The sequence below is a fragment of the Arthrobacter sp. USHLN218 genome (assembly GCF_037144715.1).
Classification (GTDB): Bacteria; Actinomycetota; Actinomycetes; order Actinomycetales; family Micrococcaceae; genus Crystallibacter.
This window is the reverse complement of record NZ_JBBCYT010000009.1, coordinates 1-18,679: the sequence shown is the minus strand read 5'-3', so window position 1 is coordinate 18,679 and position 18,679 is coordinate 1. Positions and strand designations below refer to the sequence as shown.

Sequence of the window (18,679 nt, the reverse complement as noted above, 5' to 3'; positions counted from 1 at the left end):
TATCGATGCGAGGTACGAGACCGATATGAGCACTCCGCCCGAAACAGTCGAGCCCCGACTCGACGAAGGAAACAGCGAACTTCCTGCGCCCGACACTGCCCCGCCTTTGCCCGGGCCGGCGCCCGATCCCGAACCCCGAACGCGGGTCAACAAAACCGTCTTCATCGGCTCAGCAGCCGGCGTCCTCGGCATAGCCCTCTGGGCCATCCTGGACCGCGAGTCCGCGGACGCGGTCATCGGCTCAGCCGTGACCTGGGTGGGCGAGACGTTCGGCTGGTGGTACTCGCTGATCGTCGTCGCGGTCCTGGCATTCGTCGTCTTCGTGGCACTGAGCAGGGTGGGCAGGACGCGCCTCGGCCCGGACCATTCCCGGCCGACCTTCAACATCTTCACCTGGACGTCGATGCTCTTCGCCGCCGGCATCGGCATCGACCTGATGTTCTTCTCGGTGTCGGAGCCCGTGACGCAGTACCTGGCTCCGCCGACGGGCGAGGGGTCCTCTGTCGAAGCCGCCAGGCAGGCCATGGTCTGGACTCTGTTCCACTACGGCATCCTCGGCTGGGGCCTCTACGCCCTGATGGGGCTGGCCCTGGGCTACTTCGCCTTCCGCCACAACCTGCCGCTGAGCATCCGCTCCGCCCTGTACCCGATCTTGGGCAAGCGCATCCACGGGCCGCTGGGCCACGCCGTCGACATTGCGGCCCTGCTCGGCACGATCTTCGGCATCGCGACCAGCCTCGGCATCGGCGTCGCGCAGCTCAACTACGGCCTGAGCTTCCAGTTCGGCATTCCGGAGAACACGTTCGTCCAGATCGCCCTGATCGCGGTGGCCGTCGTGATGGCGACCGTCTCGGTGCTCACCGGTGTCGAAAAAGGCATCCGCCGGCTGTCCGAACTCAACGTCATCCTGGCGATCGCGCTGATGGTCTTCGTCCTGGTCATCGGGTCGACGCGCTTCCTCTTCGACGGCATCGTGAACAACATCGGTGACACCCTGTCCCGCTTCCCGTCGATGGCGCTCGATACCTTCGCCTACGACCGGCCGGACGAGTGGCTCAACGGCTGGACGCTGTTCTTCTGGGCCTGGTGGATCGCCTGGGCTCCGTTCGTCGGACTGTTCCTGGCGCGCATCTCCCGCGGCCGCACGCTGCGCGAGTTCGTGTTCGGCGTGCTCGTGGTGCCATTCGCGTTCATCCTGCTGTGGATCTCGATCTTCGGCAACAGCGCCCTCGAGGTGGTCATGGGCGGCAACACCGAGTTCGGCGAGATGGCGATGAGCCATCCGGAGCGCGCCTTCTACGGACTGCTGGAGCAGTACCCGCTGGCTCCGCTGAGCGCGGCCATCGCCACCTTCACCGGGCTGCTGTTCTACGTCACCAGCGCCGACTCCGGTGCCCTCGTCATGAGCAACTTCAGCTCCCACCTGAAGGACGCGGACTCGGACGGCCCCAAGTGGCTGCGGGTCTTCTGGTCCGTCGCCACCGGCCTGCTGACCCTGGGCATGCTGCTGGTCGGGGGTGTGCCCACGTTGCAGAGCGCCACCGTGATCATGGGGCTGCCGTTCTCCGTGGTGCTGGTCTTCATCATGCTCGGCCTCTACAAGGCGCTGCGCCTGGAGACCGCGCTGGCCGACAGCTACCAGGCGGGCCTGCACTCGGTCCTGAATTCGCGCACCAACACGGCGGGCAGTCCCCGCCGCGGCTGGCGCCACCGGCTCGCGCGGGCCGTGGACTTCCCGGGTCAGCCGCAGGCCCAGCGCTTCGTCCGCGGGACGGCGGTCCCGGCGCTGGATGAGGTACGCGCAGACCTCTGCGCCCGCGGCCTGAAGGCCACGCTGGAGACGAGCACGGTCGAGGCCTTCGGGATCGACACCGCGGACCTCTGCGTGGAGCTCGACGGCGAGCGCACCTTCAAGTACCAGATCTTCCCGGTCCAGCGGGCGGTCCCGTCGCACGCACGGTCCACCGCGGCCTGCGAGAAGTACTACCGCATCGAGGTGTTCTCGCTCGAGGGCAGCCATGGCTACAACCTCGTGGGCTACAGCAAGGACGAGGTCATCGCCGACGTCCTGGACCACTACGAAGTGCACCTGGAGTTCCTGCACCAGCACCGCGACACGCTGCCCTACAGCACCGTCGCCGAGAACGTCCCGCCCAAGGCGGACTGGGAAACCGACTACAAGACAGTCGACGAACCCGTCGACGCACCAGCAAAGGAGACACCTTGACCGATACCGCCTCCACCTTGTTCATCAACGGCGCCTGGGAGCCTGCCGCGTCAGGCGCGGTGCGCGAGATCCGGAACCCGGCCGACGGCGAACTCGTCGCCACCGTGTCCGAGGCCGGCCGCGAGGACGCCGAGCGCGCCATCGCCGCGGCCCGGGCCGCCTTCGACTCCGGCGTCTGGGCCTCCGTCCCGGCACCCGAGCGCGGCGCTTTCCTCCTCAAGGTCGCCGCGGAACTGCGCGAGCGCCGCGAGAAGTTCGCCCGCGCCGAGTCCCTTGACACCGGCAAGCGGATCGTCGAAAGCCGCATCGACATGGACGACATTGCCGCCTGCTTCGAATACTTCGGCAGGCTCGCCGGACAGGACGCGGGCCGCGTGGTCGACGCCGGGGACCCCGCCGTCGTTAGCAGGATCGTGTACGAGCCGGTGGGCGTCTGCGGCATGATCACGCCGTGGAACTACCCGCTGCTGCAGGCGGCGTGGAAGATCGCCCCCGCGCTGGCGGCCGGCTGCACCTTCGTGCTCAAGCCCTCCGAGCTCACCCCGTCCACCTCGGTCCTGACCATGCAGCTGCTGCAGGACCTGGGCCTGCCGGACGGCGTCGCCAACCTGGTGACCGGGGCCGGAGCGGAGGCGGGCGCACCGCTCTCCGAACACCCCGACGTCGACCTCGTCTCCTTCACCGGCGGTCTGGAGACCGGCAAGCGCATCGCCGCGGCCGCGGCCGGCACCGTGAAGAAGGTGGCGCTGGAGCTCGGCGGCAAGAACCCGAACGTGGTGTTCGCCGACGCGGACTTCGACGCAGCCGTCGACAACGCCCTCAACGGTGCGTTCGTGCACTCCGGGCAGGTCTGCTCCGCCGGCGCGCGGCTGGTGGTCGAGGAATCGATCGCCGAGCGCTTCGTCGACGAGCTGGTCCGCCGGGCGCAGGACATCCGCCTCGGCGGCCCGTTCGACGAGGCCGCCGAGACCGGGCCGCTGATTTCCGCGGCGCACCGTGACAAGGTTGACGCCTACGTCCGGCGCGGGGTGCAGGAGGGCGCGCGGCTGCGCTGCGGCGGCGCGGCGCCCGAGGACGGGAAGTACGACGGCGGTTTCTACTACCAGCCGACCGTCCTGGACCGCGTCCAAAGGGGGATGTCCGTCGTCGTGGACGAGGCCTTCGGCCCGGTGGTCACGGTGGAGACCTTCCGCACCGAGGACGAGGCCGTCGCGACCGCCAACGACACCAACTACGGGCTGGCCGGCGCGGTCTGGACGCAGGATGCCGGCAAGGCGCAGCGCGTGGCCGGCCGGCTGCGGCACGGCACCGTCTGGATCAACGACTTCCACCCCTACCTCCCGCAAGCCGAGTGGGGCGGCTTCGGCCAGTCCGGCGTCGGCCGCGAACTCGGCCCGACCGGCCTGGCCGAGTACCAGGAGGCCAAGCACATCTACCAGAACACCAGCCCGCAGGTGACCGGCTGGTTCGCTGACCACGGCAAGGAGAACTAGATGCACATCGACAACATCGAAAACCTGAGCGACCGCGAGTTCGACTACATCGTCGTAGGCGGCGGATCGGCCGGGGCGGCCGTCGCCGCCCGGCTGAGCGAGGATCCCGCCGTGACCGTGGCGCTGGTCGAGGCCGGCCCGGACGACCGCAGCATCCCCGAGGTGCTGCAGCTGGACCGCTGGATGGAACTGCTGGAATCGGGCTACGACTGGGACTACCCGATCGAGCCGCAGGAGAACGGCAACTCCTTCATGCGCCACGCCCGCGCGAAGGTCATGGGCGGCTGCTCCAGCCACAACTCCTGCATCGCCTTCTGGGCCCCGCGCGAGGACCTGGACGAGTGGGAGTCCAAGTACGGCGCCACCGGCTGGAACGCCGAGGCGGCCTGGCCGCTGTACAAGCGGCTGGAAACCAACGAGGACGCGGGCGCGGACGCGCCGCACCACGGAGACTCCGGCCCCGTGCACCTGATGAACGTGCCCCCGAAGGACCCGACCGGCGTCGCGCTCCTGGACGCCTGCGAGCAGGCCGGCATCCCGCGCGCGAAGTTCAACACCGGCACCACCGTGGTCAACGGCGCCAACTTCTTCCAGATCAACCGGCGCGCGGACGGCACCCGCTCCTCCAGCTCGGTCTCCTACATCCACCCGATCGTCGAGCGGGAGAACTTCACCCTGCTGACCGGCCTGCGCGCCCGCCAGCTGGTGTTCGACGCGGACAGGCGCTGCACCGGCGTCGACATCGTGGACTCCGCCTTCGGCCGCACCCATCGGCTGGCGGCGCGCAATGAAGTCGTGCTCTCCACCGGCGCGATCGATACGCCGAAGCTGCTGATGCTCTCCGGCATCGGCCCCGCCGCGCACCTCGCCGAGCACGGCATCGAGGTCCTGGTCGACTCCCCCGGCGTGGGCGAGCACCTGCAGGACCACCCGGAAGGTGTGGTGCAGTTCGAGGCCAAGCAACCCATGGTCGCCGAGTCCACGCAGTGGTGGGAGATCGGCATCTTCACTTCCACCGAGGACGGCCTGGACCGACCCGACCTGATGATGCACTACGGCTCCGTGCCTTTCGATATGAACACCCTGCGGCACGGCTACCCCACCACGGAGAACGGCTTCAGCCTCACCCCGAACGTCACGCACGCCCGCTCCCGCGGCACCGTCCGGCTGCGCAGCCGCGACTTCCGCGACAAGCCCATGGTCGACCCGCGCTACTTCACCGACCCCGAGGGTCACGACATGCGCGTCATGGTCGCCGGCATCCGCAAGGCCCGCGAAATCGCCGCGCAGCCCGCCCTGGCCGAATGGACCGGCCGCGAGCTTTCCCCCGGCGTCGAGGCGCAGACCGACGAGGAGCTGCAGGACTATATCCGCAAGACGCACAACACCGTCTACCACCCCGTCGGCACCGTACGCATGGGCGCGGCCGAAGACGACATGTCCCCGCTCGATCCCGAGCTGCGGGTCAAGGGCGTCACGGGCCTGCGCGTCGCGGACGCCTCGGTCATGCCTGAGCACGTCACCGTCAATCCCAACATCACCGTCATGATGATCGGCGAGCGCTGCGCGGACCTCATCCGCTCCGCCCGCGCCGGTGAAACAACGACGGCGGACGCCGAACTGAGCGCGGCCCTCGCCTAACGCGGGGAGCGGCCAGCCGCGGGGCCTGCCTGGACCACCAGGGCGGGCCCCGCATCGGGTCAACCGCGAGGTCGCTACGAACGCCGGCGGCGGAAGCACTTTCGCTTCCGCCGCCGGCGTTTTACATCGGGCTTGCAGTGATCCGGCCGGCTAAGCCGAAGGCGTTCCGGATGCCGGTTGGATCGCGGCGGGCAGTCCGCTGGCCAGCCGCTGCAGGGTGGCGGCGGTGATGGCCGTGCAGGCCGGGATCGCGTCCGGGTAGATGTACTCGTTCCGGGCGTGCGCGCCGTCGCCCACCGCGCCCAGGCCGCACAGGACGGGGATGCCGAGGGCGGAGACGAAGTTGGCGTCGCTGCCCCCGCCCACCGAGGCGGTATCCAGCTCCCGGCCCTGCTCCAGGGCGGCGCTGCGGACAACCTCGAGGAGCCCGGCGCTGGCTTCCGTCAGCGTCATGGGCGGCCGGTTCCAGTAGTGGTCGATCTTGACCGACACCCGCGGGTCGCTGAGCCGGACGGCGTCGAATTCCCGGTCCACGCGCTGCATTTCCTCAACGGACTCGATCCGGATGTCGATCTCGGCGACGGCCAGGCCGGCCGAGACGTTGGTTGCCGTGCCTCCCCTGACCAGGCCGACGTTGATCGAGGTGCCCCGGGAGAGATCCTGGATGCGCGTGGCCGCCGTGATGAACTCGGCCAGGGCGTGGATGGCGCTGGCACCCGCCGTCGGATTAAGCCCCGCATGGGCCTCCACCCCGGTGACGGTGGCCGTGAAGATCCCGATGCCCTTTCGGCCCGTCTTGACCGCACCGTCCTGCGTGGGCTCGAGGACCAGCACCGCGTCCGCCTCGGCGGCGGCGGCTTCGATGAAGGGACGGGAGGCCCGTGAACCGGGCTCCTCGTCGCCGTTGAACAAATAGGTGACGGTCGGGTGTTCGAGACCCTGCTCGCGCAGGAGCTTCAGGGCCCAGATTCCCTGCACCAGGCCGGTTTTCATGTCGAAGATGCCCGGCCCGCTGACCGTTTCGCGGCCGCTGGTGTCGGCCCGGCGGGTGACCGGCCAGCCGGCGAGGGTGCCGGTCGGCCAGACCGTGTCGTAGTGCCCGATGATCAGGACGTGCCCCGGACCCGTCCCGCGGTAAGTCATGCGCAGCACGCTGCCGTAGTCGCCGCCGTCGTCCGTTACCTCTCCCTCGGGTTCTCCTAGGTGGCCGACACCCAGCCCGCGAAGCCGGGCCAGTCCCAGCTCCAGCGCGGGAAGGTCGGCGCTGTAGGTCTCGGTTTCGACGAGGCTGACGATGTCGTCCAGCATGGACTCGCGGCTGCGCTGCGCCGCTTCGAGCAGGGATGGCACGATGGGTCTCCTTATTAGTAGGCAGTGGCTGCGCGGCCTAGCTGTTCTTTCCCCGGGCAGCGACGTCCCAACGGTCGACGACGTGGCCGCTGCTGACCACGGCGACGGTGTCAACGAGGTTGACCGCCACGCAGACATGGTTGGGAATCACCCGCAGCCTGGTTCCGAGGGCCGGAAGCTCTTGGTCATCGGGCCAGACCACGGTGGCGTGGTGTTCGGACAGCGCCGTGATGCGGGCTTCCGGATGATCCATCAGCCTCCCGAAGCCGGTGGCCCAGGCCGGCCGGTCGCCGCCGATGATCTTGCTGCCCGCGTCGAGGACCACCCTGCGGGGTGTGGCGCGATCTCCTTCATGCCGGCTGACCACTGTGGCCGCGATGGTCAGGGCGATATCCTCCAAGGCGCAGCGCTGAAGTTCGAACTGCTGGGCGTCGCCGAAGACATACACGCCCGGGCGCATTTCCGTGGCCGAGGTGGCTCCGGTCAGCGCGGCGGTCGGGGTCGAACCGCCGCTAGCCCGGCTGATCTCGAAGCCCGCTTCCGCCAGGAGTTTGGCCGCTTCGCGGAGGGCGCGTTCCTCCTGCTCCGCCGCCTCGACGGGCATGCCGGGCGCATAGCCGTGGCCGGGGAAGGTGAAGACGCCCGTGACGCGAAGCCCGGCGGCCGCCGCTGCCCGGGCGATTTCCACGGCCCGGCCGGGGCCGACGCCGCTGCGGTGGTGGCCGCTGTCGATCTCCACCAGAACCTCGATCCCGCCCGCGGCGCTGCCGAGGTGTCTTGCCATGTTTTCGACCGCTTCGACCGAGTCGGTTCCGACCGCGATGCGGGCCCGGGTGCTGAGCCGGGCGAGGCGCTCCGCCTGCCGCTCGCCGAGCCAGAGCGGGTAGGCGATGAAGATGTCATCGACCCCGCGCTCGACGAAGACTTCGGCCTCGCCGATGGTGGCGACTGTCAGCCCCACCGCCCCTGCGGCCAGCTGCAGGGCCGCGATTTCCGGAATCTTGTGGGTCTTGGCGTGCGGCCGCAATTGAAGCCCCTTGGCGCCGGCCGTCTCCGCCATCCGTGCGATGTTCCGCTCAAGCACTTCCCTGTCGATCACGATTTCCGGCGTTTGGATCTCGTCTGGAATTGCGTGCATCAATGACCTTCCTCCGGGCAGTTCGTGTAACCCAGAATGACAGCTCCGCCCCGTTTGCGCTGGTTCGGGGGCGGCGCCTTACTTCGTGGACGCTACCGGAACTTCCAACCGCGGTTTCCGTCGGTGGAAGCCCGTGGCGTCCTCGAAGGCGTGGGCCACGCGCAGCAGCAACTGGTCGGCCTGGTCCGCGGTGATGATCTGGAGTCCCACCGGCAGGCCGGACGGGGTGAAGCCTCCCGGGATGGACAGGGTCGGCAGGCCGGTCGCGGAGATGAGGCAGGCCGCGCGCATCCAGTCCAGGTAGGTATCCATCGGAACCCCCTCGATGCTGGCCGGGTACTCCAGTTCGGCATCGAACGGCAGGACCTGGACCGCCGGCGCCAGCAGGACGTCGTAGCGCGAGAAATAGTCCCGCACGGCCGCCGCCAGCCTTGCCCGCGCGGAGTTGGCATCGATGAAGTCCTGGGCGGTGAGGTCCATCCCCTTGCCCACGTTCCACTGCACGGCGTGCTTCATCTGGTGACGGTGTTCCGCCAGGAGGTGGCCGTAGCTGGTCGCGAAGTCGAAGGCGCGGGTGGTTTGGAAGACCTCGTCCGCGTCGGAGAGATCCGGGCAGGCAACCTCCACGCGCGCTCCGAGCTCCTCGAAGACGCTGAGGCTCGGAGCCAGCACCTCGAGCACTTCACGCTCCACCGGCACGCCGAGGCCGAAGTCGGCGGTCCAGCCGATCCGCAGCCCGTCCAGCTTGCCGGGTGCCTCCGAGTCGTAGGAGCCGTCAAGGGCCACCGAGGAGGGGCTGGCTCCGTCCGGCCCGGCCAGGACGCGCATCAGGTAGCGGACGTCTTCGACATCATGGGCCAGCACGCCCTGGCGCGAGATCCAGGCCCACGGATTCTTGGCGGGTAGCATCGGAATGCGCCCGAGGGACGGCCGGTAGCCCACGAGGTTGCAGAAGGATCCCGGGGTCCGCAGCGACCCGCCCATGTCCGAACCGTCGCCGGCGGCCTGGATGGACGCGGCGATGGCCGCCGCGGCTCCGCCGCTGCTGCCGCCGGCGCTTCGCGTCGGATCGTAGGGGTTGGTGGTGGTGCCAAAGAGCGGATTGAAGGTGTGCGAACCGGCCGCGAACTCCGGGACGTTGGACTTGCCGGTGGTGTTGACTCCCGCATTCTTGAGCCGCCGGATGATCAGGCTGTCCTCCTGGGGGACGTTGTCCGCCAGGATCGGCGAACCGAGCGTGGTCCTGAGCCCCTTGGTCAGGTGGTTGTCCTTGTGCGTCATCGGCACCCCATGCAGCGGGCCCGCTTCCGATCCGGACGCCAGCCGTTCGTCGGCCTCCTCCGCGCGCCGCCATGCGGTTTCCGCATCCAGCGTCACGATCGCGTTGATGACCGGATTGACTTCCTCGATCCGTGCCAGGTGGGACTCGAGGGCCTCGCGTGCCGATATGTCCCGCCGGCGGATCCCGCCCGCCAGTTGGCGTAGGGACAAAGCCTGGATATCGCTGTTCATGGATCTCCTCGTTCAGGTCCGGCATGTGGGGACCGGCGCCGTTGCGGCGCCCTGTCCCCAGCTTGCCCTGCGCCCGAGAACCGGAACTAGGGCAACGCGCTGATTGAGCATTTCCGCCCGTTTCGTGGCCGATTGGCGCAATCGGAGCGAAAAGCCGTAACAGGCAATGCGCCGGAAACATGGACCGGCTTAAGTAGGAACAACACCACGCGAATGTGCCGTAGGTCACTTACCGTTGAAGACCATGCCGAAGGAGCGCCCATGTCCAGTCGCCTTCACGATCCGTCAGCCTCAGCGACGGCCACCGTTGATGAGCTGCCCAGGGGGTTAAGGCCCTTCTTCAAGGTGCTGTCCGGGATCGAGTATGTGGGCAACAAGCTTCCCCATCCGTTCCTGCTCTTCTGGATCCTGGCCGCGGTACTGGCGGTCGTCAGCGCCGTGCTTGCAGCGGCAGGGACGAGCGTCGTGCTCCCCGATTCGGGCGAGACGGCAGCGGTGAAGAGCCTGCTGAGCGGCGAGGGCGTCGCCATGATCTTCGGCACTGCCCTCGAGAACTTCGCCGGCTTCGCCCCTTTGCCGATCATCGTCACGATCATCCTCGGGGTCGCCGTGGCGGAGCAGTCGGGCCTGCTCAAGTCCCTGCTGCGCGTCACGGTGGTGCGCCTTCCCGCCAAGTGGGTCACCTTCGCCGTGGCATTCGCGGGCATGATGTCCCACGTCATGTTCGACGCGGCCTTCGTCGTGGTCCTGCCGCTGGCCGCCATGGCTTTCAAGGCCGCCGGCAGGAGCCCCGTGCTGGGCATCATGGTGGCCTTCATCTCGATCTCCGGCGGCTACAACGCGTCGCCCCTCATCACCCCCAGCGACGCGATCATCTCATCGCTGACCACCTCGGCCGCCCAGATTGTCGATCCGGGCTACACGGTGACGCCGGTGGCCAACTACTTCTTCAGCCTGGCCTCGTCCGTCGTGCTGTCCGTCTTCATCACCCTGGTCGTCGAACTGGTGATGAAGAAGCGGGCGAACCTGGAGCCCGACGCGGGCACCAATGACGACGACACGGATTTGGCCTTGGCCCTGGCACCGGAAGAGAAGCGGGGCCTGCGCCGCGCCGGCATCGCCCTGGCCGTGTTCGCCGCCGCCGTGGTGGCCGCCCTCCTGCCGGCCGACTCCCCGCTGCGCGGCGAGGACGGCGACCTGATCCGCTCCGTGGTGCTGCAGAACATCGCCTTCTTCATCGCGCTGGGGTTCGTCCTGACCGGCTGGGTCTACGGCCGCACCACCGGCAGCCTGCGCCGGGCCGCGGACATCCCGCACGCCATGGCCGCCGGGCTGAAGACCCTGACGCCGATCCTCGTCCTGTTCTTCGCCATCTCCCAGTTCCTGGCGTACTTCAAGTGGACCGGCATCGGCAGCGTCATCGCCGTCAATGGTGCGCACCTGCTGCAGACAGGCGGCATCCACCCCCTGGTGGTGTTCGGGCTGATGCTGATCCTGATCTCGCTCATGAACATCCTCGTCACGAGCGGATCGGCCATGTGGTCGCTGCTGGCCCCGATCCTCGTGCCGATGCTGATGTACGTGGGAATCAACCCCGAAACCACCCAGGCCGTCTACCGGATCGCCGACTCCTGCACCAACGCCGTCACCCCGATGTCTGCGTACTTCGTCGTGGCGCTCGGCTTCATCCAGGGCTACCGCAAGGACGCCGGCATCGGCACGCTGGCCTCCTTCACCATTCCGCTGGCCTTCGGCATGCTCGTGGTGTGGGCGGCCCTGTTCAGCGTCTGGTATTTCCTGGGCCTGCCCCTGGGCCCGGGGGTTCCCATCCGCTAGCGCCCGACGCATCCAGGCACCGGGCTGCTTCCCGGACGGAGCGCCCCCAGGGGCGCTCCGTCCGGGAAGCTACCTAATGGAAGCTGCTTAATAGAGGTAGGAGGCCGGAGCCATGGCACCCAGGCGGCTGCCGCTGCGCTTGGTGGCCTTCAGGATGGGCGTCACCGAAACCGAATCGGCCAATGCCGACCATTCCGACCGGGTGACCATCTGGTGCAGGGCCAGGCGGTCCGTGCAGGCCAGGTTGACGAGCACGCTGTTCGTTCCTCCCAGGGCCGCCGCGTAGCGGACCTCGGAATGCTTGAGCAGTGCCTCGACCAGTTCATCGTGCCGTGCGGGCGCGACCTTGACCCAGGCCATGGCCTCGGCCTTGAAACCCAGCAGGGAGGGCTCCACCACCACACGCAGTCTCGACTGGTGGTTGGCCTCGAGGCTCTCCAGATGGCGGCGGACGGTATTCTCGGAGATCCCCACCATTCGCCCGATTTCCGACGTCGGAGTGCGCGCGTCGTTAGCCAGGATGCGAAGGATCGCCCGGTGCACGTCGGGAATCTCCGAGCCGCCGCTCCCGTCAGGCTGGTACACGTCCTGGCGGGAGCGGGCCAGGGCACCGAGCTGCGCCGCGGTAAGGATGCCGGGCCGCCACTCCCGCACCGAACGGTAGAGCCGCGTAATCGGATCGATGCGCAGTTCCCGGATCCCTGCCACGCTCGGCAGGTCGTCGAGCACCAGGTCGGCGAGGTGCGCGTCATCCACCTGCAGCTCGGCGACGCAGTCTTCCTCGCCGGAGGTGGCGTACACGAACACTGTGTCGTCCCGCCGGGCCAGGCCCGCGGCCACCGAACGCGTCATGCCAACCAGGCAGCGGGCGCGCAGGATCGCGACTCCGGAAGCCCCGATGACGCCGACCACCCGCACGTCGCCGGATTCCAGCAGTTCCCTGCCGCGCCGCGTCACCGTCCGCTCCGCCTCGCCCAGCACCGTCGCGATCCGCGACCAGGACGCCCGGGGGTATGCCTGGAGGGCCGCCGTGATGCGGCAGCTCAAGAGGTCGAATTCCTCATTGTCGTGGCTCATTGGCACACCTCCATACACGGTCCCGATCGTCGAAAAGTCTACGCGGAAGTGGTTGACAGGCCGCTTCCGCGATGTGCAATATATTGCATACCAGAACCCTCAGCCGCAGTTCCATAGACAGGATCTCCCATGGCCATCACAGATTTCGAGCGTTACCCGCTGACCTTCGGGCCCAGCCCGATCCATCACCTGCCGCGGCTGACGCAGCATCTGGGCGGGGCCCAGGTCTGGGCGAAGCGTGAGGACGTCAACTCCGGCCTGGCGTTCGGCGGCAACAAGACCCGCAAGCTCGAATACATCGTGCCGGACATCCTCGCCGAGGGCGCCGACACCATCGTGTCGATCGGCGGCTTCCAGTCGAACCACACCCGCCAGGTCGCCGCCGTCGCCGCCAAGCTGGGCCTGAAGGCCCGCCTGGTGCAGGAAAGCTGGGTGGACTGGCCGGACCCGCTGAATGACCGCGTCGGCAACATCCTGCTCTCCCGCCTGATGGGCGCCGACGTCCGCCTGGACGCCGCCGGCTTCGACATCGGCATCCGCGACTCCTGGAAGGACGCCCTCGCCGAGGTCGAGGCCGCCGGAGGCAAGCCCTACCCCATCCCCGCCGGCGCATCCGAGCACAAGTTCGGCGGACTCGGCTTCGCCAACTGGGCCTACGAGGTCCGCCAGCAGGAGGAGGAGTTCGGGGTCTTCTTCGACACCATCGTGGTCTGCACCGTCACCGGTTCCACCCACGCCGGCATGATCGCCGGGTTCGCCGCGCTCGAGGACGAAGGCGGCCGGCCCCGCCGCGTCATCGGCATCGACGCCTCCGCCACCCTGGCCAAGACCCACGACCAGGTCGGCCGGATCGCCCGGGACACCGCCAAGCTGATCGGCCTCGAGCGCGACCTGCGCGAGGACGAGATTACCGTCCTCGAAGGCTGGGCCGGCGACCTCTACGGCATCCCCGTCGACTCCACCCTGGAGGCCATGCGGCTGGGCGCCTCGCTGGAAGCGATGATCACCGACCCGGTCTACGAGGGCAAGTCCCTGGCCGGCCTGATCGACCTGGTCAGCAGCAAGGAAATCCCGGCCGACAGCAACGTCCTCTACGCCCACCTCGGTGGCCAGCCGGCCCTCAACGCCTACAGCGGCCTGTTCCGCTCCTAGGCCATAACGACGGCGGGGCGCGCCTTCCGCACGTTTCCCGCCCAGGTGCGCACCGCCGTCGTACTCCCCGACCTGAAAGGACAGCACCATGACAGAAACGGCCGTGTCCGCGGACGCCGGAGATTCACCCTCGGTCAATGGGCGCCCGCTCTCGGCCGCCGCCAGCCTGGACGACGACGTCCTCGACTCAATCGCGCAGCGGGTCCTCTGGCTGTCCACGGCGATGATCGACGCCGCCAACCGGGGACGGCCCAACGCCTCCGGCGTGAAGGCCGGCGGGCACCAGGCCTCCAGCGCCTCGATGGCCGGCATCATGACCTCGCTCTGGTTCTCGGAGCTGACCCGGGAGGACCGCGTCTCGGTCAAGCCGCACGCGTCCCCGGTGCTGCACTCCATCAACTACCTGCTGGGCGAGCTGGACGAGTCCTACATGTCCCGGCTGCGCGAGAAGGGCGGGCTGCAGAGCTATCCCAGCCGGACCAAGGATCCGGATACCGTCGACTTCTCCACCGGCAGCGTCGGTATCGGCGCCACCGCCCCCGCCTGGGCCGCGCTCTCCCACCGCTACCTGCGCGACCAGTTCCCCGACATCCCCAAGGGCGGCCGATTCATCAGCCTGCTCGGCGACGCGGAACTGGACGAGGGCGCCGTCTGGGAGGCCGTCACGGACCCCGCCGTTCGCCAGCTCGGCGAGCTGCTCTGGATCGTCGACCTGAACCGGCAGTCCCTGGACCGGATCATCCCCGACGTCCAGATCCAGCGGCTGCAGGGCATGTTCGCCGCCGCGGACTGGCAGGTCCTCACGTGCAAGTGGGGCCGCCGGATCGAGCAGCTGTTCGCCGCGCGCGGCGGAGAAGAACTGCGGCGCCGGCTCGAGGACATGCCGAACGAGGAATACCAGCGGCTGCTGCGCAGCCACCCGGACCAGCTGCACGAGCGCCTGCTCGGCGCGAACCCTGATCCCCAGCTGGCCGAGCTTCTCGACGGCGTGCCCCCGCTCGACCTCGCCGCCGCCATCCGCGACCTGGGCGGCCACGACATCGGGCTGCTGCTGGACACCTACAAGCAGGTGGATTCCAGCCGGCCCACCGTCATCTTCGCCTACACGGTCAAGGGCCGCGGCCTGGCGACCGAGGGGCATCCCAACAACCACGCCGCGCAGCTGACCGAAGCCCAGATGCGCGAGCTCGCCCAGCTGTCCGGCATGGAGCTGGAGCACCCGTGGCAGCGTTTCGAAGCGGGCAGCGAGGAGGCCGAAGCGTGCCGGCACGCCGCCGCACGGCTGAAGCGCCCCGCCGTCGCCGATCGGCCCGCGCCGCAGCTGCCGGCGGAACTTCCCTGGTCCTACAAGGCGACCGGGTCGACGCAGGCGGCGCTCGGCCGGTTCCTCTCCGACCTGCTGCGCGGCGCGCCCGAGGCCGCCTCGCGGGTGGTCACGCTCAGCCCGGACGTTGCGTCCTCGACCAACCTCGGCGGGTGGATCAACAAGACCGGCGTGTGGGCCGTCGGCGAGCGCCGCGACTGGTTCGCGGACGACGTCGAGCGCCTGCTGAAGTGGACCGAAGGAGCGCAGGGCCAGCACATCGAGCTCGGCATCGCCGAGGTCAACCTGGTCTGCCTGGCCGGCGAACTCGGGGCGACCTGGAGCCGGTGGGGCCAGCCGCTGATCCCGATCGCGACCCTGTACGACCCGTTCGTCAACCGCGCCCTGGAGCCCTGGTCCTACGGGATCTACGCCGGCGGCCAGTCCATCCTGGTCGGCACGCCCTCCGGCGTCACCCTCGCCCCCGAAGGCGGCGCCCACCAGTCCATCAACACGCCCTCCATCGGTCTTGAGCAGCCCGGAACGGTGGCCTGGGAGCCGGCCTTCGCCCAGGACCTCGAGTGGTGCATGCTCACGGCGATGAACCAGATCGGCCGCCCGGGCGGCAGTTCCGCCTATTTCCGGCTCTCCACCCGACCGGTGGATCAGGCCCTGGCCCGGCTGCCCCAGGACCCGGCGCTTCGTGAACGCCGGCGCGAGCACGCCGTCGCCGGCGGCTACCGGATCGTCCAGCACGAGCCCGGCACCGAACAGGTCACCTTGGTTGGGGTCGGCGCGGTGATGCCCGAAGTCCTCGAGTCGGCTGCCCGGCTGGAATCGCTCGGCGTACGGGCCGGCGTCGTCTGCCTGACCAGCCCCGACCTGGTCTTCCGCTCGCTGCAGGACCGGCACAGCACCGCCGGCAGCCAGCGCACGGCCATCGTCGACGCGCTGTTCCCGGCGGAGCAGCGGGCGCCAATCGTCACGGTCATGGACGGCCACCCGCACACCCTGGCCTTCCTCGCCGGCGTCCGCGGAGACCGCATCCGCAACCTCGGGGTCACGGAGTTCGGTCAGTCCAGCAGCCTGGAGGACGCGTACAAGATCCACGGCATCGACGTCGATTCGATCGTGCGCGCGGCGGCGGACCTGACCGGCCTCTGACGCATAGGCTGGCACGATACGACCTTGAGGAGTTGCGACAGTGTTTACCGGCCTCAGCGCTTTCCCGCTCACCCCGCTCGCCAACGACGCGGTCGACGAGGACGCCTTTGCCCGCCTGGTCCGGCGGCTCGCCGACGCGAAGGTCGATTCGATTACCGCGTTGGGTTCCACCGGCTCCTACGCCTACCTGACGGGTGAGGAACGACGCCGGGTGGCACGCCTCGCCGTCGAAAACGCCGGTGATGTCCCCGTGTTCGTCGGGATCGGGGCGCTGCGGACCTCGCAGGTCCTCGCCAACGCGGAGCAGGCGGAACAGGCCGGAGCCTCGGGCCTCCTGCTGGCCCCGATGACCTACCAGCCGCTGACCGACGACGACGTGTTCGAGCTCTTCCGGACGGTCACGGCGCAGTCGTCGCTGCCCGTCATTGTCTACGACAACCCGGGCACCACGCACTTCGCGTTCAGCACCGAACTGTACGGCCGCATCGCCGAGCTTCCAGGTATTGCCTCGATCAAGATCCCCGGCGTTCTGGACGATCCGGAACAGGCGCGGGAGCGGATCCGGGAGATCCGCTCGGTCATCCCCGCGCACGTGACGGTCGGTGTGTCCGGCGATGCGAAGGCTGCCGCCGGCCTGGCCGCCGGCTGCGACGCCTGGTACTCGGTCATCGGCGGCACCCTGCCCGAACCGGCCCTGCGGATCACGCGCGCAGCCCAGGAGGGGCGGACCGCCGACGCGCTGGCCGAGTCCGAACGGCTTGCTCCACTATGGCGGCTGTTCGCCGAGTACGGCGGAAGCCTGCGCGTCATCGCCGCCATCGCCGAGCAGCTGGGGCTTGCCCCCAAGGCCTGCCTGCCGCTGCCCATCCTGGGATTGGACGAGCAGCAGCGTGCCAGCGTGCTGGGTGTCATCAGCGAACTGGGGCTCGACCGCTAGCTGGCGGCTGCCTGCCGCTAGGACCGAACCGGCCAGGACGCGGTGATGGCGGCACCGCCGTCGGGAGAATCGCCGATGGTGATCGTCCCGCCGTGGGCCTCGGCCACGCGCGCGCAGATGGCCAGGCCAAGGCCGGTTCCCTGCGGCTCGCCGGCGCGGTTGAGCCGGCCGAGCGGCGCCAGCACCCGGGCCCGGTCGGCGGCGGGAATGCCCACGCCGTTGTCGTGGACGACGATTCCGCTCATCCCGGGTTCGATAACCGCCTCGACCCGTATCCGCGGCGCCCTGCCGGCAGGGCAGTAGCGAATGGCGTTGACCAGCAGGTTCTGCACCAGGGCCCGCAGCTGGGCTTCATCCCCGCGCACACTGCCGCCGGAGCTGGTGATCCGCGCACCGGACTGCGAGACCAGTCCGCGGATGTCCGCAGTGACCTCGCCGGTCAGAGCCTGCAGGTCCAGCTGCCGGACCTCGATCCGCTGGTCCGTCGTCGAATACTCCAGCAGCTCCTCCAGCGTGGCGAGCATGCGCTTGCCCGCGCTGCTTGCCTTGCGGAGATTGCCCGCGACCCGTTCGTCATCGGTCTGGTCCTCGGCTATTTCGAGATGCCCGAGGACCGTGGTCAGGGGCGTGCGCAGGTCGTGGCTGATCTCGCCGGCAAACGTCTTGAGCCGCTCGTTCGACAGCGCCGCCTCGGCCAGCGCGGCGTCGAGCTGGCGGCCGCGGAACTGCAGCTGGAGCACGTCCGCCACGTGCTCCGCCAGGCTCTCGAGGACGGCCTGGTCCTTCGGTTTCAAGGTGGCGGGATACGGGGAGAAAACGCACAGCGACCCGAGGGCCACCTCGGCGACCAGCGGCACCGAGACGTAGAAGCGCACATCGCCCAGGATTCCCGTGACGAACGGGTTGCCGCGGAACCGTGCGTCCTCGGACGCGTCCGGAACCACCGTCGTCGTACCCGAACGGAAGACCTGCGCGCACATCGAGTCCTCGCGCGAGCAGATCCCCGGCTCCAGCCCGTGGGCGGCGATCTGGTGCTGCTCGTCGGCGGTGATCACGTTCACCACCGCGAACGGCGCGCCGCAGACCGTCGCCGCCGTGCGGGCCAGCCGGTTGAGCTGGTCCACCGGAACCACGCGCGCCCCCACGGGCTCCCCCGCACTGCGGGCCCTGCCCGTCCAGCCGGCGGGCAGCCCGTAGGCCACCATCCACGGCAGCCGCTCCTGCTCGAACCGGTCAGTCCCCGTCGACTCCGCATCCCGCAGGACACCGCCCGCACGGACCATGCTCGATACATCCGGACCGGACGACATGCCCCCACCCTCTCTTCAGCGCCAGGTACACAAGCCCGGCTCGAAGATCCCCCGGGATGGCTCGGCGGCTCCCTGCGCTCGATGGGGATGCGCCGTGCCCGGCAGACTGCTGAATCGTCTCATCACTGCCGCTGCAACGAGCCTACCCGAGCCGCGCCATGCATTTGAGGGCAAGTACGACGGCGGTGGGTGCCGCCGTCGTACTTGTCACCGTTTGGGTCCGGGTGACCCGGAGCGCCGGGCCCCAAGTCCGGGATCAGACCAGGTTGCCGAGCTTGAAGCCCTTGGCCGCTTCGCCGCGGTAGGAGCCGGACTCATCGTCCGCGCGGGTGTAGGAGAACCCGTCGGCGCCGATGGTCACCTCCATTTCGGAGGTGTCTTCGCGCTTGAGGACTTCCTGCGGGTTGCCGTCCAGGTCGAGGACCAGCGATGCCTCGGTGTACCAGGAGGGGACGACGGGGTTGCCCCACCAGTCGCGGCGCTGGTTGTCGTGGACGTCCCAGGTGATGACGGGGTTGTCCGGGTCGCCGGTGTAGTAG

12 protein-coding genes and 1 pseudogene are annotated in these 18,679 nt (G+C 69.1%); 7 read left to right on the top strand and 6 right to left on the bottom strand.

All coding sequences use genetic code 11. The features are described from left to right. Positions 1–25: 25 nt before the first annotated feature. The 3 genes from betT to WFH44_RS18230 are packed head-to-tail and all read left to right on the top strand — an operon-like array spanning position 26 to position 5,361. On the top strand, positions 26–2,227 hold the full coding sequence (gene betT / locus WFH44_RS18240) for a choline BCCT transporter BetT (RefSeq protein WP_336715621.1): 2,202 nt from the start codon (positions 26–28) through the stop codon (positions 2,225–2,227). Next, on the top strand, positions 2,224–3,720 hold the full coding sequence (locus WFH44_RS18235; protein ID WP_336715620.1) for an aldehyde dehydrogenase family protein: 1,497 nt from the start codon (positions 2,224–2,226) through the stop codon (positions 3,718–3,720). The genes betT and WFH44_RS18235 overlap by 4 nt, the downstream gene beginning before the upstream one ends. Further along, positions 3,721–5,361 (top strand): GMC family oxidoreductase, encoded by a 1,641-nt coding sequence (locus tag WFH44_RS18230; protein ID WP_336715618.1) that lies wholly within the window; start codon positions 3,721–3,723, stop codon positions 5,359–5,361. Positions 5,362–5,511: 150 nt separating this feature from the next. Here the strand turns inward: WFH44_RS18230 and WFH44_RS18225 are convergent, their stop codons facing one another. From WFH44_RS18225 to WFH44_RS18215, 3 genes are all read right to left on the bottom strand, one after another. Further along, a complete protein-coding gene (locus tag WFH44_RS18225) occupies positions 5,512–6,711 on the bottom strand; it encodes a M20 family metallopeptidase (protein ID WP_336715616.1) in 1,200 nt (399 codons plus the stop codon). A 37-nt stretch (positions 6,712–6,748) separates the two neighbouring features. Further along, the gene (locus tag WFH44_RS18220; RefSeq protein WP_336715614.1) at positions 6,749–7,849 is read right to left on the bottom strand and encodes a D-TA family PLP-dependent enzyme; all 1,101 of its coding nucleotides are present in this window, start codon (positions 7,847–7,849) and stop codon (positions 6,749–6,751) included. 78 nt (positions 7,850–7,927) lie between these two features. Then, entirely contained in the window at positions 7,928–9,361 is a 1,434-nt protein-coding gene (locus tag WFH44_RS18215; protein ID WP_336715612.1) for an amidase, read from the bottom strand. A gap of 261 nt (positions 9,362–9,622) precedes the next feature. Between WFH44_RS18215 and WFH44_RS18210 the strand changes: the two genes are divergently transcribed. Further along, positions 9,623–11,197, top strand: a complete 1,575-nt coding sequence (locus tag WFH44_RS18210) for an AbgT family transporter (RefSeq protein ID WP_336715610.1) — start codon at positions 9,623–9,625, stop codon at positions 11,195–11,197. A gap of 87 nt (positions 11,198–11,284) precedes the next feature. Here the strand turns inward: WFH44_RS18210 and WFH44_RS18205 are convergent, their stop codons facing one another. Beyond that, entirely contained in the window at positions 11,285–12,274 is a 990-nt protein-coding gene (locus WFH44_RS18205; RefSeq protein WP_336715608.1) for an Lrp/AsnC family transcriptional regulator, read from the bottom strand. 129 nt (positions 12,275–12,403) lie between these two features. Here WFH44_RS18205 and WFH44_RS18200 point away from each other — a divergent pair, with 129 nt between their 5' ends. The 3 genes from WFH44_RS18200 to WFH44_RS18190 all read left to right on the top strand — a co-directional run bounded on the left by WFH44_RS18200 (position 12,404) and on the right by WFH44_RS18190 (position 16,830). Continuing rightward, a complete protein-coding gene (locus WFH44_RS18200) occupies positions 12,404–13,426 on the top strand; it encodes a 1-aminocyclopropane-1-carboxylate deaminase (RefSeq protein ID WP_336715606.1) in 1,023 nt (340 codons plus the stop codon). Between the two features lie 88 nt (positions 13,427–13,514). After that, positions 13,515–15,893: a transketolase-like TK C-terminal-containing protein gene (locus WFH44_RS18195; protein WP_336715604.1), complete on the top strand. Its 2,379-nt coding sequence runs from the start codon at positions 13,515–13,517 to the stop codon at positions 15,891–15,893. Positions 15,894–15,933: 40 nt separating this feature from the next. Next, on the top strand, positions 15,934–16,830 hold the full coding sequence (locus tag WFH44_RS18190; RefSeq protein ID WP_336715602.1) for a dihydrodipicolinate synthase family protein: 897 nt from the start codon (positions 15,934–15,936) through the stop codon (positions 16,828–16,830). Between the two features lie 17 nt (positions 16,831–16,847). On the opposite strand, the gene WFH44_RS18185 is transcribed toward WFH44_RS18190, so the two are convergent. Together WFH44_RS18185 and WFH44_RS18180 are read right to left on the bottom strand one after the other, a co-directional pair. Continuing rightward, positions 16,848–18,140, bottom strand: a complete 1,293-nt coding sequence (locus WFH44_RS18185; protein ID WP_336715600.1) for a GAF domain-containing sensor histidine kinase — start codon at positions 18,138–18,140, stop codon at positions 16,848–16,850. Positions 18,141–18,396: 256 nt separating this feature from the next. Continuing rightward, positions 18,397–18,679, bottom strand: a pseudogene (locus WFH44_RS18180) (3,4-dihydroxyphenylacetate 2,3-dioxygenase); the annotation flags it as partial.